Source organism: Pristimantibacillus sp. PTI5 (assembly GCF_048572955.1).
GTDB lineage: Bacteria > Bacillota > Bacilli > Paenibacillales > Paenibacillaceae > Pristimantibacillus.
Window position 1 is genome coordinate 5,638,405 of the sequence record NZ_CP183886.1, and the last position, 17,181, is coordinate 5,655,585.

12 protein-coding genes are annotated in these 17,181 nt (G+C 44.5%); 11 read left to right on the forward strand and 1 reads right to left on the reverse strand.

Features of this window, described 5'->3' with window-relative positions:
- Window positions 1-250 precede the first annotated feature (250 nt).
- From ACN6MW_RS24940 to ACN6MW_RS24985, 10 genes are all read left to right on the forward strand, one after another.
- Window positions 251-1,174 (forward strand): AraC family transcriptional regulator, encoded by a 924-nt coding sequence (locus ACN6MW_RS24940; RefSeq protein WP_419872556.1) that lies wholly within the window; start codon window positions 251-253, stop codon window positions 1,172-1,174.
- A gap of 117 nt (window positions 1,175-1,291) precedes the next feature.
- On the forward strand, window positions 1,292-2,452 hold the full coding sequence (locus ACN6MW_RS24945; protein WP_419876440.1) for a Gfo/Idh/MocA family protein: 1,161 nt from the start codon (window positions 1,292-1,294) through the stop codon (window positions 2,450-2,452).
- 27 nt (window positions 2,453-2,479) lie between these two features.
- On the forward strand, window positions 2,480-3,340 hold the full coding sequence (locus tag ACN6MW_RS24950; protein ID WP_419872557.1) for a sugar phosphate isomerase/epimerase family protein: 861 nt from the start codon (window positions 2,480-2,482) through the stop codon (window positions 3,338-3,340).
- A 256-nt stretch (window positions 3,341-3,596) separates the two neighbouring features.
- On the forward strand, window positions 3,597-4,112 hold the full coding sequence (locus ACN6MW_RS24955) for a TRAP transporter small permease (protein WP_419872558.1): 516 nt from the start codon (window positions 3,597-3,599) through the stop codon (window positions 4,110-4,112).
- Window positions 4,109-5,404 (forward strand): TRAP transporter large permease, encoded by a 1,296-nt coding sequence (locus ACN6MW_RS24960; RefSeq protein WP_419872559.1) that lies wholly within the window; start codon window positions 4,109-4,111, stop codon window positions 5,402-5,404. Before ACN6MW_RS24955 ends, ACN6MW_RS24960 begins: the two co-directional genes overlap by 4 nt.
- A 112-nt stretch (window positions 5,405-5,516) precedes the next feature.
- Window positions 5,517-6,575, forward strand: coding sequence for a TRAP transporter substrate-binding protein (locus tag ACN6MW_RS24965; RefSeq protein WP_419872560.1), 1,059 nt, complete (start codon window positions 5,517-5,519; stop codon window positions 6,573-6,575).
- 145 nt (window positions 6,576-6,720) lie between these two features.
- Window positions 6,721-8,562, forward strand: coding sequence for a sensor histidine kinase (locus tag ACN6MW_RS24970; RefSeq protein ID WP_419872561.1), 1,842 nt, complete (start codon window positions 6,721-6,723; stop codon window positions 8,560-8,562).
- The gene (locus ACN6MW_RS24975; RefSeq protein WP_419872562.1) at window positions 8,563-9,300 is read left to right on the forward strand and encodes a response regulator transcription factor; all 738 of its coding nucleotides are present in this window, start codon (window positions 8,563-8,565) and stop codon (window positions 9,298-9,300) included. It abuts the gene before it with no gap.
- Between the two features lie 215 nt (window positions 9,301-9,515).
- Window positions 9,516-12,104 (forward strand): glycoside hydrolase family 3 N-terminal domain-containing protein, encoded by a 2,589-nt coding sequence (locus ACN6MW_RS24980; protein ID WP_419872563.1) that lies wholly within the window; start codon window positions 9,516-9,518, stop codon window positions 12,102-12,104.
- Window positions 12,105-12,166: 62 nt separating this feature from the next.
- Window positions 12,167-13,897, forward strand: coding sequence for an S-layer homology domain-containing protein (locus tag ACN6MW_RS24985; RefSeq protein ID WP_419872564.1), 1,731 nt, complete (start codon window positions 12,167-12,169; stop codon window positions 13,895-13,897).
- A 69-nt stretch (window positions 13,898-13,966) separates the two neighbouring features.
- On the opposite strand, the gene ACN6MW_RS24990 is transcribed toward ACN6MW_RS24985, so the two are convergent.
- Window positions 13,967-15,175, reverse strand: coding sequence for a helix-turn-helix transcriptional regulator (locus ACN6MW_RS24990; protein ID WP_419872565.1), 1,209 nt, complete (start codon window positions 15,173-15,175; stop codon window positions 13,967-13,969).
- Window positions 15,176-15,304: 129 nt separating this feature from the next.
- Here ACN6MW_RS24990 and uidA point away from each other — a divergent pair, with 129 nt between their 5' ends.
- Window positions 15,305-17,104 carry a beta-glucuronidase gene (uidA, locus tag ACN6MW_RS24995; protein ID WP_419872566.1) on the forward strand — a complete coding sequence of 600 codons (1,800 nt, stop codon included), beginning with the start codon at window positions 15,305-15,307 and terminating at the stop codon, window positions 17,102-17,104.
- Window positions 17,105-17,181: the final 77 nt, after the last annotated feature.

A 17,181-nucleotide genomic window follows, 5' to 3' on the forward strand; every position in this document is an offset into this window, starting at 1 on the left:
TGGGCGGCAACATCGCTTTTCTTTTCGTGAAAAAAGTCATCGTTACCGGGATACCGGCAGCGATGACTTTTTTGCTTGCAGTTTGAAGTCGAAAAAAACAGCCAAAGCATTAAAAAAGCAATCTCAGTCAAATCCCGGGGCATTTTGAGCAACGCTGTCGAAAGCTATTTGCCTCCAAATATAATAATATTAAAGCAGTTTCAGTTGGCCTATGCGTTTGACGGCGTTTACTTGTAAAGGTGTGAGAGAAGTGGATCAATGGAAAATTCCATTTATCCAAGCGAAAGTACTGGATGAATGGATAACAGCCTTTTACCGCGTGGAAGGAATGGAGCTGCCTATCGTTGGTTTTCACTCGCATCACGAATATGAAATTTATTATTTTTCAGGAGGGGAATGCAGGTATTTAATTAATAATCAGATTTATGATTTACAGCCCGGCGATATCATCTTACTGGACGGCTTGACCTTGCATAAGCCTAATCCGCGTTCGATTCCTACGTATACGAGGAGTATGCTTCATTTTTCGCCTGCTTGGTTGCATGAGTTGTTGAGTGTTCTCGGAGCTTTGAAGTTGTTGGAACCCTTTCATAACCTTAACAATTGTTTGCTTCGAACGGGGAATGATGAATCGGGGAAGTTTGTCGAGGGGCGCATCAAGCGTATCGCTGGATTTCTAATCCAGATAGACGAAGAGATGAAGCGAACTGGGCAGAAGAACGAGCTGCTTGAAGCGGAATTGAAAATGGAAGTCGTGCAATTGCTGCTAGGCATTTACAAAATGGCACAAAAAGAATTTACGCATGTGCGGAAAAAAATGACGGGAAAAGAACAGCATGCCGAAGCGATTTCTGCTTGGCTTAAGGCGCGCTATACCGAAAAGATAAGTTTGGATCAATTGGCTGCGGAATTAAATCTGAGTAAGTATTATGCATCGCATGTTTTTAAAGAAACAACCGGCTTTACGGTGATGGAATATGTAATGGGATGCCGGCTGAACCAGGTGAAATATTTGCTGGAAATAGAGCCTGACCAATCTCTGACAGAGGTTTCCCGTGCAGCGGGTTTTGAGAGCGTGTCGCATTTTAGCCGTTATTTTAAAGAAAAGATCGGGATCACGCCTTCCAGCTATCGTGAAAAAAAACGTATGCGAATGAGGGACGGCGAGCCTTGAATGACCTTCAAGGAATGAGTCTCATAGGTTAAGCACTATTAATTGAAAGCGGATACAAAATGGACATTAAGCAGCAAATCGATATTTTTGGATAAATCTAAGTGAGGAGAATTCATGATGAAAAAAGTGAGAATCGGAATTATCGGCATAGGTGCGCAAGGCGGGCTTTACGCTGGATTTATCGCAGACGGTAAAGTGAATAACATGGTTATCGGGGCGATTTGTGATATTGACCCGGGAAAAAAGGCAATGTGCGTGAATAAGTATCCTGGCATTCCTTTTTATGATCATTACGTGGACATGCTCGATAGCGGCAACGTTGACGCGATTGTAACCTGTGTTCCGCATTATCTTCACCCCGAAATGGGCATCGAGGCGTTAAAGAGAGACATCCACCCTCTGGTAGAAAAACCGGCTGGTGTCTATACCAAACAGGTACAAGAATTGAACGATTTTGCGGCATCTAAACCTGCATTAACCTTTGGCATTGTGTTCAACCAGAGGAGTAATCCGCTTTATCAAAAAGTCAAAGAGATGATTGATCAGGGTGAAATCGGTGAGATACGCCGGACAAACTGGATGATTACAACCTGGTGGAGACCGCAGGGTTACTACGAGCAAAGCGCGTGGAGAGCAACATGGGGCGGTGAGGGCGGCGGTGTACTCGTTAATCAAGCACCCCATCAATTAGATTTGCTCCAATGGATTTGCGGTATGCCAAAAAAGGTTTATTCCAATGTGAAGTACGGATACCAAAGAAATATCGCTGTCGAAGATGAAGTAACCGCAATGCTCGACTACGGGAATGGCGCTACGGGCGTATTTATTACTTGCACACATGACGTGATCGGTACGGACCGCTTTGAAATATTAGGAGATAAAGGAAAAATCGTCATTGATGACAGCAAAAAAATTACGATTAAACGACTGAATAAACCGGAGTCTGAAATGAGTTCCACCATGAAATGGGAAGATGTCATGAAAATATTTATGGGTCAAGGCCTCTCCGAAATATACGAGGAAGAAGTGCTGGAATTTGAAAGTGTCTGGGGAGCTCAGCATATCGCTGTCCTCGACAACTTCGCTGCAAATATCGTTGACGGCACACCTTTGCTTGCGCCTGGCACCGATGGAATCCATGGTGTGAGGCTGGCGAATGCGATACATCTTTCAAGCTGGTTAGGCAAAGAAGTAGAAATTCCATTTGACGAAGAGCTGTTCGCGGCTGAATTAAACAAGAGGGTGGAAGAAGAGAGAAAAACACCGATTCATAAATAATGCAGTTTAAAAGGAGGACAAGACCAAATGGAAAAAGGTAAAATTGGCGTTCAAATGATGATGCTTAAAGGAAAAGCCGAAGAGCTAGGCGTTTATGAGACGATGAGAAAGTTAAATGAACTGGGATACCGCTGCGTAGAAGTATCTCAAATTCCGATGACGGAAGATAATGTAGCCGCGTTTAAACGGTCATCTGAAGATTTCGATATCAAAATAGCCTCACTGTCTGCCGCTCTGGAGCCGATGCTGCCGGGCATGCCTGGCGAAACGCTAACCAATGATTTTGAGAAAATGGTGAATGATTGCAAAATCTTGAATTGCAGCTACTTACGCATCGGTATGCTGCCGTTCCATATCATGAGTGATAAAGATAAAATCATGGCGTTTATCGGGAAAGCCGAAATGATGGCGGAGAGATTAGCCAAGCATGGCATCGAATTATATTATCATAATCACCATATTGAATTTGCGAAATATGATGGCGAATATTTATTGGATCTGATGAAAAACAATACCTCTAAACTTGGTTTTGAGTTAGATGTCCATTGGATTCAAAGAGCAGGCTTAGATCCGATCACGTTGATCAAAGAATACGCGGGCCGTATCTCGTTGCTGCATTTAAAAGATTATCGGGTAGGGCAGATGAATGTGGATGAAGCAGACTTCAAAGATATGCCGAAGTTTTTCCAGCGGTTCACCAATGTGATTGAATTCGCGGAAGTCGGTGAAGGAAACCTGGATATGAAAGGAATTATTGATGCTGGCCTCGAAAGCGGCGCAAAGTATTTTTTAGTGGAGCAGGATGAGCTTTACGGGCGCGATCCCTTTGATTGCTTGAAAATTTCGGGCGACAATTTAAGAGCTTTGGGCTATTCCGATTGGTTTTAAAAATCGGCAAGAGCCGCTGTTTAACCTGCAAGACCCTACGATTTCACACCTAGGGTCTTGTTTTTTTGACCTTATGTAGGTAAAGAAAAAAATTTTTTAGATTTGAAAAATTTGTTGGATGCTTTAAGAAATCTATTTTGTTCTACTATTACTAACCACAAAAAATTACAAATTTATCTCAATTTAGATCCATGTTTTCCTCCGGAGAAAGCCCTTACAATTAGGATGCGGCTTACTTAAAAGGGGGAAAGAATACATGATTCGCATTTGGAAAGGGATAAGAGCCGGAGCTTTAATGATTGACCGAATCGTAGAAACATTTGCATTAAGCGCATTAGCTGCGATGACGTTAATTGTAACGATGCAGGTGATTACACGGAAAGTGTTTAATTTCGTGTTCTTCTGGTCGGAGGAGGTAACCCTATTGCTTCTGATTTGGTTTTCTATTTTGGGTATCGCGATTGGTTTTCGAGAGAAGCTGCATTTGGCGATGGACTCCTTCACCAATTTATTCCCTGCATCATGGAATAAGGTGCTCGACAAGATCATTGGAACCTGTACCTTTCTGTTCGGGGTGTACCTGATCATTTATGGCTGGGATTTCACTGTTATGATGCATGCCAATACATTTGCAGCGACAAAATGGCCGGTAAGCATGATGTATGTCGTAATGCCGATTACAGGTATAATGGTTTGTTTTTATTCGCTCCTGGATCTAATCGGCGTGAACACCGTTCGCTACAAAGAGCTTGGGGAGGCGGGAGGAGAATGACAACAGCAACAATAGCCATCATTATCCTGGCTGCCAGTTTTGTCGGATTGATCCTGCTCCGATTTCCTATTTCAATGGTACTCATCTTATCTTCGTTGTTTACGGCTATCTATCTGGATATTCCTCTTGCAGTCATTGGCCAGCGGATGGTACAGGGGATGAATTCATTTTCATTGCTGGCTATTCCATTCTTTATTTTAGCTGGACAGATCATGAGTGAAGGCGGGATGGCGCTGCGGTTAATAAATCTGGCGCAGTTGACCGTCGGCGCGATTCGCGGCGGTTTGGCAATGGTTAATTGCGTGGCATGCATGTTCTTCGGGAATATTAGCGGGTCAGCTGCTGCCGATGTTTCTTCTGTTGGATCCGTAATGATTCCTGCGATGAAGAAGAAAGGCTACGACGCTGATTATACGGTCGCCGTTACAACAGCTGCAGCCATTCAAGGCGTAGTCGTGCCGCCAAGCCATAATTTGATCCTATATGCTCTGGCTGCAGGCGGCGTTTCGATCTCAAGTTTGTTTCTTGCCGGTATTGTTCCTTGTCTTGTCTTGCTAACAGGTTTAATGATCACGTCTTATGTTATTGCTAGGAAACGAAAGTACCCGAAAGGTGAGCCTGTTGCACTAAAAGAGGTCCCCCGCATCATAAAGGACGGATTTCTTTCCATGATGACAGCCGTTATTATTCTAGGCGGCATTTTCTCAGGCTGGTTCACGGCAACGGAATCTGGAGCGTTAGCCTGCGTCTACGCTTTTATCCTAACCTTCTTCGTTTACAGAGATATCCCGTTATCACATATCAAGACGATATTTCTGAAAACTTTCCGGACGGTAGCCATGGTGCTTTTCCTCATTGCAACATCGAATGCCTTTGCATGGGTGTTAACCTATTTGAAGATTCCTTCACTTATAACAGAATCGCTCCTTGGCTTTTCCGATAGCGCGGTCGTGATTCTATTGCTTATTAACATTCTTCTGCTAATACTAGGCGCACCGCTGGATATGGCCCCTCTCATTCTGATCATGACGCCAATTCTCTACCCGGTTGTGACATCGCTGGGTGTGGATCCTGTACATTTCGGCATTATCCTCATTCTTAACCTGGGCATCGGATTAATCACGCCTCCAGTCGGTACGGTACTTTTTGTCGGCTGTGCAATTGGTAAAGTATCCATCGGTCAGGCTTCGAAGGCGCTTATTCCGTTCTTTCTTGTTATGGTTGCGGTCTTGTTATTACTTACGTATGTTCCGGCAATTACGATGTGGCTTCCGAATTTAGTCAATGGATAACGAAGAACAAAATAATACAAATCTAAGCAAAGTTTATCCCATTACGCTTAGAAGACGCTTTCATTACACTGAGATTAGAACAAAAAAAGGATATAAAGGGAGGCAAACAAAGATGTTGATGAACAAAAAGCTTACAGGTTTCATTTGCATGGCCATGATGATCACAATGGCTCTAACTGCATGTGGTGGCGGCAATAATGCCGCTAGCAACGCGGGAAACAAAAAGGATACCGAGGCCGAGAACACACTGGCTGCTGCGACGGAAGGTCCGAAGTACAATTTCCGGCTAGCTGAGACGCACCCGGCTGATTACCCAACAACCAAAGGAGATATGAAATTCGCTGAGCTTGTTAAGGAGAAGTCTGGCGGACGTATAACCATTGACGTATTCCCATCAGCACAGCTAGGTGAGGAAAAATCAGCAATTGAGCAAGTGCAGCTAGGCGCAATCGAGTTTACCCGGGTTAGCAGCTCGCCGCTTGGCGAATTCAATAAAGAATTTGGCGTATTCAGCTTACCGTATATTTTTGACAATGACGATCATGTTTGGCGTTTTCTGCTTGGCGATGCGGGAAACCAATTGTTAGACAGCTTGTCATCCTCAAGGTTGAAAGGTTTGGCTTACTATAGCTCAGGCTCTCGGAGCTTTTATTCAGCAAAACCGCTTACATCGTTGGAGGATCTGAAAGGCTTGAAAATTCGGGTTCAAGAGAATCAATTAAACATTGCGATGATTGATGCGCTTGGGGCGAGTGCAACACCAATGTCCTATGGAGAGGTATATAGCTCATTGCAAACAGGCGTAATCGATGCTGCTGAGAATAACTACCCTAGTTATTTCTCAAGCAAACACTTCGAAGTTGCAGGGCATTTTATTCTTGATGGTCATCAGCGTGTACCGGAAGTGCTTATGATGTCCAAGACCGCGTGGGACAAATTGTCACCAGAGGATCAAGCTATTATCAATGAAGCAGCTCTTGAATCGGTAGCCTTCCAACGCGAGGAATGGGCCAAATACGAGAAAGAATCGGAAGAGCAAGTACGTGCGGCAGGTGCTACCATTACAAAGGTTACAGACGTGACACCGTGGCAGGAAGCCGTTAAACCCGTCATTGACGCTAATCGTGAGCAATATAAAACGATTCTTGATGCGATTGATGCTGCTCGTTAATAACAAAGCTGCGGCTAGAGATGCTTTAGCTGCGAAAATAAACAAAGAGGCTCCGAGCGGGCCTCTTTTTCGAACGATTTGCAAGATATCGCCGGTCAAGTGACGTTATTCTGGAGACTAGTTAACACAAGAAGGTGGAAATTGAATGCCGTCATGGAAACAACGTTATGAATCTATCCTTCATATCTTTCTTCTTCGCAATCACTCACTCATGACGAAGTTATTAGTTTTCTCAGCGCTGTTGGTTACATTGCCGATGTTGTTTGCTGGCCTTATTTCTTACCGTCAATCCTCGCATGTATTAGAGAGAGAGACGCAGGACTACAGCCTGCAGATTATCGATCAGGTTCAGCTTTATGTGGAGGACTACCTGCGTGACTTTGAAATCAACACACTCAAAATCATTAATCATTCCGACACCGTGAGCTTTCTGAGAATGGGGACACGAGAAGAAGTCGAGCGGAGCGATATCGTCAAAAGCATACGTAATTTATTGAAAAATTCAGCTTATTCACGGTCCGATATTCTCAATATCACGATTATTCTCGACGATATTCAAGTTGTCGATTCTGCAGATGAAGCGGATGATAAGTCATTATATAGTCTTAGAAGCGAATATTGGTATCCTTCGATCCCGCAGAGCGGTGAACCTAAAATCATTAGCCGGCTTATCGAGTGGCAGCAAGAAGAGCTGGCCGTCATCTCCGTCATGAAGAGGATCGTAAGTCCTCAAACCTTGAAGCCAATTGGCATGCTGATCATTGATGTGAACTACAAGCGCGTGCAGGATGTTGCTTACAGAGTTAAACCGGGTAAGATCGGTTATTTGTCCATTATCAATGAACAAGGGCATTATGTGTATCACCCTGATTTCTCACTAATCGGGAAACAAGCTAATGCTAAGGATGTACAAGGGATGCAGCGTAAGAGCAGCGGCTCTTTAATATCTGTTGATAAGGCTAAAAATTTATTGACATTCAGCCGCAGCGAATTATTAAAATGGTATTTTGTTACTTCTATTCCCTATGACGAGCTGATGAGCGGGAGGGATTATATAGGGAGAACCATACTGTTCACAACCATAGTATTCATGTTGGTTGCCTATGTATTTGGCATTGGATTTGCTTCTAGCCTGGTTAAGCCTATCAAACGCTTGCATGAATATGTAAAACGTGTGGAGACGGGTGATTTTTCCTGTAAGGTTTCTGTCGATTCCAAAGATGAGATCGGTTTGCTGTCACATGGCTTTAATAAGATGGTGGAGAGGCTTTCCAGACTGCTTGAAGAAATCTATTTCTCTAAATTGAAAGCGACGGAATTGAATTTGCGTCAAAAGGATACGGAATTGAAGATGCTTCAAGCGCAGATCAATCCACATTTTCTCTATAATTCTTTGGACACGATCCGAGGTATGGCGCTTCTGTACGATAGGGATGAAATTTCTGTAATGGCGGCTTCTCTCGCACGGCTTTTGAGGTATAACGTGAAAGAGGAGGCTCCTCAGGTGACGGTGCGGCAGGAAGTGGAAATCGGAGATATTTATTTGCGAATCCAAAAATTCCGGTTTGAAGAGAAGCTGGATTACCTTGTGGATATACCGGATTGGGCGCTGGATCAAAAGATAGCAAAGTTCACCTTACAGCCCTTAATAGAGAACTGTATCGTTCATGGGCTTGAGCCTCGTTCGGGAACGACGCATATTGTCATAAGTGCCGAAAGATCGCCTGACAATGGAATATTTACTCTTTTGATAACTGATTCCGGTCCAGGAATTCATCCAACTATGCTGTCAGAATTGATTCGAAAACTCGATCTGCGGGAGGGAATCGAATTGACGGGCAAGCACATTGGTCTTATGAATGTACATCGGCGTATTCGTCTTATCCATGGCGATGATTTTGGATTATTCATCGTAAGTCAGCCAGGTGAAGGAACAACGGTTGGAATTAATTTGCCTCTACAAGCAGCTTCAAAGGGAGGTAGTTGAATGCATAGCATTCTAATCGTGGAGGATGAGAGATGGGTACGCACCGCATTAAGAAAGACAATCGAGAAAACCGAGCTTCCCTTTAAAGTCGTTCATGAATTAACGAACGGGATGGAGGCGATTGATTGGCTGAGCCAAAATAAAGTAGATATAGTTCTAACGGATATTCGGATGCCGGTGATGGACGGGCTGGCATTAATAGAGGAAATACAGCGGCGCAAGCACATGACACGAGTCGTTATTGTCAGCGGGCATGACGATTTCACTTACGCTCAGCAGGCCATACGGCATGGTGCTTTTGATTATATGCTTAAACCTGTTGAGACAGACAGTATGGCTGCTTGTTTGCAGAAGTGGTTGGAGAAACAGGAGAAGGGGAGAGCTTCGAAGCCAGATAATCAACCTATGGATTTAAATGAAATTTCCCCTATCGAGCGAGTCATCCGTCATATTGCTAGCTTATCCGTACCAGATCTGCCAATGAATGAAGCTGCCGCGATGGTGCACTTGAACGCAAGCTATTTCTGCAAGCTGTTCAAACAGCAGACAGGCCATAATTATACCGATTATATGACTGGTATCAGGATGAAGGAAGCGACAAGATTGTTGGAGAAGACTTCGCTGCGTATTTCAGAAATAGCTGAACGGCTTGGCTATGCGGATCTTGCTTACTTTAGTAATACCTTTAAGAAAATAGTGAGTGTAACACCGAGTGAATATAGGAAGACAAGAATTTAAACCAAAATAATACAAAGTAACACAAATATATTACATATATTTTAAATTAATATCTTTATAGAATGAAATTAAGAAAGAAGGAGGGGGGAGAGTACATAGAAGATATCGAATCGGATGTTTATTTGTTTCAATATGAAAGCGCTGTATCGAAAGAAGAAACGGAATAACGCAATCGAAAACAATTTAAAAATTGAAGTAGAGTGAGGGGACGGAATATGACTAAATTCTCAAAACATACTAAAAAGATTGTACAATCGATGCTTGTTGTTTCATTGCTATCTTCTCCGTTTGTTATGACACAGGCAAGTGCGGATGCCGGCGGCACGACTCAGCCTGAAATCACTGCTCGTGCAAAAAATGTGCTTTTGATCAATGACAAGAGATACAAAGATTCAAATGATAACGGTAAACTGGATCCTTATGAAAACTGGGAGCTAACTACAGCGGAGCGCGTGGCCGATCTCCTTACTCGCATGAGTGTGGCGGAGAAAGCTGGCCTTATGCAGATCACCTCTAATCCTAATGCCACCACCGTCAACGATTTCATCCAAAATCGTAACATCCGCTACTTCATCTTACGCGACAACCCTACTGCCTTCAATATAGCCACACGGAACAACACGTATCAGGAGATCGCGGAAGCCACACCGCTGGGTATCCCGCTCGTATTTACCTCCAACCCGCGGAACTACATTGCAGAATCTCTCCAGTTCGGTTTCCAAGAGGCCTCTGGACAGTTCTCCACTTGGCCTGGAGCTTTGGGCATGGCGGCAACACAAGACGAAGCCCTTAACCGCGACTTTGCAGAGATCGCCCGCGAAGAGTGGCGCGCGTCCGGCATCCGCAAGATCTACGGCTCCACAGTTGAGGTCGTGACAGAGCCGCGTTGGCGCCGTATCAGCGAATCTTTCGGAGAGAGCCCGGAGCTAAACGCGATGATAGCCAAACAGCTTGTCCTAGGCTTCCAAGGGGAGGAGATCAACAGCGAGTCTGTCGTCCATACCGTCAAGCACTTCCCGGGTGACGGACCTGTATTACGAGGTCTGGACCCGCACTTACCGCACGGCAAATTCACGCTCTACCCGACGGCTGGAAGCTTATTCAAGTACCAACTTCCGCCGTTCCAGGCTGCAATTGACGCAGGGGCGAACTCGATCATGTCCTTCTATAACGTTCCTAACAACGAGATGAGTGCCGATCAGCTCCCGAAAGAGCTTTGGTACTCTGAAACCGAGCAGTTCGAACAGGTGGCAGGTGCCTACAACAAGGGCCTTATCACCGACCTGCTGCGGACCGAGTTGGGCTTCAAGGGCTACGTGAACAGCGATAGCGGCGTTCTGACTAACATGGCTTATGGCGTAGAGACTCTGTCGATTGAGGAGAAATTCGCTAAGGCGATCCGCGCCGGAACGAGCATCTTCTCAGACAACAACAATCCAGCCGGACTCATTTCCGCGGTTAACACAGGTGTGCTCAATGAAGAGGAGCTCACCCCTCATTTGACGCTTCTGCTTACGGAGATATTCAATCTCGGACTGTTCGAGAACCCGTACGTTGACCCGGCTGCGGCCCAGGCGATCGCCGACTCATCAGCAAACCAGGCACGGGCCGACGAGGCTCACCTCAAGTCGGTTACGCTCCTGCGCAACAATGAGGGTATGCTGCCTCTGACCGACGCAGACCTCGCTACTACAAAGTTATACGTGGAAGTTTTCAACGGTACCAGCAGCGCCGATCAGACCACTTCAATGAAGGAACTCATCGCCAAGGAGGATCCGTCGGTGAAAATCGTGAACACACTCGAAGAGGCAAACGCCGCCCTCGTGGTGTTACGGCCACGAGCATACGAGTACCCTGACCTCTCCACGGTGGAGATCCAATTGAATGAGCTCACCCGTATCGACGTGGAAAAGGTTAAGCAGATCGAGGCGGCCGTTCCGACTGCCCTCGTGATCAACATGACCAATCCGTGGGTTATCAACGAGGTTGAGCCCGGCGCTGCAGCTGTCGTGGCAACCTACAACGTCAAGGCTGAAGCCCTGCTCGACGTGCTGCGCGGACGCTTCAACCCTACAGGTAAGCTGCCGATCACGATCCCAGCTAACCAAGAGGCAGTATTGAACAACGCACCGGACGTACCAGGCTACGCCGAGACGTTCGACTACACCTACACGAATGCAGTTGGCGACGACTACACGTTTGGTTTTGGATTATCTTACAATCAAATTGATACTTCGTTAACCGGAAAAATTGCGGTTACGGAAGGTACCACATTCAGCTTGAATTACGGTTTGAGCAATGTAGCGAAAGGTGCTACCGGGGGCATTGCTGCTCAAGATATGACACTTAATTTTGATCCAGAGCAATACGAATTTGTTAAAGCAGAGTCATTGAAATTAGGCTTATCCGTCGCGAGTCACAAGCAAATCGAGCCAGGGAAAGTGAAGATTTTACTCGCAAGCTTAGGAACAGACAATGTGATAAAGACAGATGGTAATCTACTTCGCATCCAACTTAAAGCGAAAACAAATATCGTGTCGGCTAACGCCATTGCATTATCAAATATCGTAGTTTCTGATGGTAATGGAGTAACCATGAAATTGCCTAACGCTTCGCAAGGTTTCTTTAGAGTAGACTTTAACAATTCCGGCAAGGTGGACATTGGCGATCTGGGCATGATGGCCGTTGCCTACGGAAAAAGATCAAGCAGCGCAGATTGGGTTCAGTATCAGGTATTCGATCTTGAAGCCGATGGTAAAATTGACATCGTCGATATTGCTACGCTAGCACAACAAATCAACTAATTGTAAAGGCAGGGGGAGAGTGCAGCTCTTCCCCTCCTCTTACCGAAAGGGTGGGTCTTGGAGTGAGACGAAACTTACTGTTATTTAACCTAACTTTATTGATGAGTATCCTGTTTTTGTTCCCACAGGCTTCTTTTGCTGCTGCTACGCCATCGTTTTCCTTACAGATAAATAACAAGCAGGTGACGCTAGGTCATGAGATTCAGGTTACCGTTAATGGAATGAATTTAACCGATGTCTATGCGTTTGAAATAAATCTTGATTTTGACCATACGATGCTGAAATATAAAAATATGACAAGCAGTATTTCAGATGGCTTTACGGTTGAACTTAAACCGAATGGCAATCATCTTCAATTCGCATTTACGAAGACAGGTAAAAACCCCGGTGAGAACGGAACGGTAAATCTTGCAAAAGTAACGTTTGAAACGATCCGTGCAGGAAACCCTGCGATCCAGTTGAAAAGCTTACAGCTTGTGGATAGTCAATTGAACGCAGCTGTTTTTCCGGCAGATGCAAAGGTAACGGCATCGATCGTAAGTGCTATTCCGGGAGGAAATACAGGAAATCCTACAGAGGTTATTCCTATAATTCCGCCAATAAATCAACCAGGACTAGCAACATTAACCCCTGATGTAAAGCTGGACTCTGTAACGAAAATAGCAATCGCAGCCGTAAATGAAGCCGATTGGGATCAAACCGTTCAGCAGGCAACACCCAATGAAAAAGGGGAAAAAACGATACAAATAATAAGCAAAGAAGTGCCTGGTGCGAACCACTATGAACTGCAATTACCGACTAGAGCTTTCGCAAATAATGGAAATTTAATTCGAGTTCAAGTTGTTTCACCGCTTGCGACGGTATTGGTGTCCAATCATATGTTTAAAGCAGGTGAAATATCCGAAAATAGAGTCGGGCTGAGGGTAGGGAAAGCCGATGTCCGTCAACCGGAACAAGGGGTATGGAAGCAGATTGGTGACCGGCCTGTTGTTGATATTAGCTTGCATGCTGGCGGAAAAACTATTTCCTGGAGCAACCCGGATGCTCCCGTAACAGTAACTATACCTTACACGCCGAATGAGGAGGAATTGACGCATCATGAGCATATCGTTGTGCGGTATTTGTCCGAAGAGGGAGAAGCAGTTCCGGTACCAAACGGCAGATTTGATAAGGTAACGGGTACTGTGATTTTTTCGACAACACATTTTAGTCAATATGCAGTAGCCTTTGTTCAGAAGACATTTGATGATATTGTTTCTTTGGAATGGGCGAAAAAACAAATTGAAGTACTGGCCTCCAAAGGGGTTATCAACGGTGTATCGGACAGCGCATTTGATCCTGGTCAGCACGTTTCTCGCGCCGACTTTCTGGTCCTGCTCGTTCGGACATTAGACCTCGATGTCAGTAAGGGAACGGGAGTTCAATTCTCGGATGTACAAGAGAACGCTTACTACAGTGACGCTGTGAAAATTGCCAGAGGGATCGGGATTACACAAGGCAAAGGTAATAACTTATTCATGCCGCATGAGCCGATCACAAGAGAAGAAATGATGGTATTGACAGAGCGAACGCTGCGAATGGTCAAACAAATGACAATAGATGCGCAGGAAGTACAACTTCATCAATTCAGCGATTACGAAGCGGTATCGGATTATGCTGTGAATAGCGTGGCCGCTATGGTTAAGCTGGGGCTGGCTCAGGGATTTGACAATGCGTTTCATCCAAAAGCAACGACAAATAGAGCCCAAGCGGCTGTTTTGATGTATAACATTTACGCCTATTTGTATAAGTGAGTACAGTTAACTTAAACAGACCTGATGCTGCCCAGCAGCTTCAGGTCTGTTTTTGCATGAGTAATAATCTTATTGTATGCTGCGGTATTCCGTTGGCGTTATGCCTTCAATTTTTTTGAAAATACGTGTGAAGTATCCGGAATCATTAAAGCCGACGGCACCAGCGATATTGGCAATCGTATCTTGAGCGTTTTTCAATAACCGTTTCGCTTCATTAATTCGGATTAAGTTTTGGTAGTCCGTCAGGGTCATTCCTGTTTCTTTTTTGAATTGTCTCGATAAATGTGCGGGATGAACAAAACAATGCTGCGACAAGCTATCCAAATTCAGAGGCTTGCCCATGTAAGTGTTTAAGTGCTCCATGGCTTTCTTGATCAAAGGGGAATAGCCCGAGATCGCGTTATGATTCACTAATTCGCAATATTCATTGCTCATGAGTGCCATTAAAGTATCGTGGGATTCAATTTTATCAGTACGCTCGATTTGCTTGGAAAATTTTTCTGAAATTTTGTGCAGGAAAAATGGCTGCACTTTTCCGTTTTCTGCGGCTATGCGTAATAACGTATTAAAAATGATTAAGCCGTTTTTCATGGCTCTGACCGGTTGGTTCGGGAACCTGTCGGAGAGATCGTACATGTTTTTCATTTTTATCATCAAATCGTTGATAAGCTCAGTGTCGCCAAGTTCTACAGCATGCATGATTTCTTTCTCAAAACGATATTTGTGTTCGATTAATTCGACATCCTGTTCATCAGGCTGATAATAATTAGAATCAGTGATTGATTTTTGATGCTGCTCTACTTGTTTTTGTCTTGCGGGGACAACCTTCATCGGAACATGATAAAGCGTCTCTGCTTTATCGAGAATGTTGGTAATACTTTGTACTTTGGAGATCCCCAGAAGCGTCAATCCTCTAAAAAATTCTTCTAACGCAAATCGACTGTTTTGTTGAATGTTTAGTTTACTCGTATCCGGGATTTGTAATAAGAATGGGCCGTTTACCAAAATGAGAGTGCCGTTATTGCTGGTTTGAAAATTTCGAGCTAAGTAGGAGAGTCCCCAGTCGTTCGTATAGAGGCAGCATTGATCAAGTCGCACCGCTTCCTTGCAAAGGTGTTGAAGAGTTTCTTTCTGTTCTTCAAAAAGAAAATCCAACAGTTGGTCATGCTCATGAGCGAATAGGGTAGAACCGTCTTTGTCTAACACTAAAGTATTAATACCCGTCAAATGAAAAATGGTCGTACTGATCGGAGTGATTTGGAGAAAATCATGTCCCATGTTCAATTGTGTCTCCTTGACGCTAATTTAGTCCTGAATATGCTAATACAGTACTTATATTTGTAAGCGCTTTTAGTATAAACTTTAACTTACAGAAACACAATAAGGTACACAAAAAGGAGTAGAGAGATGCTATATCCCATTATTAGTGATTCCCGTGCCATTATTGATTTAAACGGCATTTGGAAATTCAAGCTGGATTCCGGAAAAGGTTTTGAAGAGAAATGGTTTCAATCTTCGCTTAGCGAAACGATGAATATGGCAGTTCCTTCGTCTTTCAATGATGTGGGTGTAACCGCCGATATTCGTAATCACGTAGGCTGGGTATGGTATGAGAAAGAATTTACAGTACCGAGTATCTTTAGGTCCCAGCGAATCGTGCTGCGGTTCGGCTCGGCAACGCATACGGCAAAGGTTTATGTGAATGGAGAGCTCACGATGGAGCATAAAGGCGGTTTTACTCCTTTTGAGGCCGAGCTTAGCTCAAATCTGGTCGGAGGTTCAAACCGTGTAACGGTTGCCGTAAATAGTATCGTGGACGAAACAACGCTCCCGATTGGGATCTACACGGAGAAAGATATTCCCGGCGTAGGCAAGGTTGCTCGGAATCAGCCGAACTTCGATTTCTTTAATTATGCAGGAATTCATAGACCAGTCAAAATTTATTCGACTCCCCAAACGTATGTCAAAGACATTACGATCGTTCCTTCAATAAATGAGAAGTCAGGGATTGTGAACTATTCTTTGGATGTTGTGGGAGAGGCTGGCGTTAGAGTTAGCGTATTAGATGCAAACGGTGCAATAGTCGGGGAAGCCGGCGAAGCGCAAGGCGAAATCAGAATCGCCGATGTGAAGCTGTGGGAGCCGCTTAACGCTTATTTGTATAACCTTAAAGTAGAGCTATTAGACGGCGATCAAATCGTTGATGTATATTTCCAGCCTTTCGGAGTCAGAACGGTTGAGGTCATCGACGGAAAATTCCTGATTAATAATAAGCCGTTTTATTTCAAAGGATTCGGCAAGCATGAAGATACCCCTATTCACGGAAGAGGCTTTAATGAATCGGCCAATGTTATGGACTTCCGATTAATGAAATGGATCGGAGCCAATTCATTCCGTACGGCACACTACCCTTATTCGGAAGAGCTGATGAGATTAGCCGATCAAGAAGGCTTAGTCGTTATCGATGAGACTCCTGCTGTAGGACTTCATTTGAACTTTATGGCCGCGCTGTTTGGGGGAGGTCCAAAAAGGAATACTTGGGCTGAACTAAAAACGCAAGAACATCATCAAGAAATAATTAAAGAGCTGATTGCCAGGGATAAGAACCATGCTTGCGTGGTCATGTGGTCGATTGCGAATGAACCGGCTTCTGAGGAAGAAGGGGCATACGAGTATTTTAAACCGCTTGTTGAACTGACTAAAGCCATTGACCCGCAAAATAGACCGGTAACTATCGTCACGCATTTAATGTCAACACCCGATACATGCAAAGTAGCAGAGCTTGTTGATGTACTTGCATTAAATCGGTATTACGGTTGGTATGTGGATGGCGGGGATTTGGAAAATGCGAAAGTGAATCTCCGTATGGAGCTGAACGGATGGCGCGAGCGCTGTCCAAACAAACCGATTGTGATGACCGAATATGGCGCTGATACGGTTGCAGGACTACATGATATCGATGCCGTCATGTTTACGGAAGAATATCAAGTTGAGTACCTGCGTGCGAATCACGAAGTGTTTGATGAATTCGATAATTTCGTCGGCGAGCAGGTGTGGAACTTTGCCGATTTTAATACAAGCCAAGGATTTATCCGTGTGCAAGGGAACAAGAAGGGTATTTTCACAAGGGACAGAAAGCCCAAATACGCAGCCCACGCACTGCGCGAAAGATGGTCGGCCATTCCGGATTTCGGTTATAAGCAATAATAGCGATTGGCCTTGCACCATGTAATGAACGTAAATGTAAACTCGGGAATTCGGATAGATGAAGGCCGCTGGCTAAC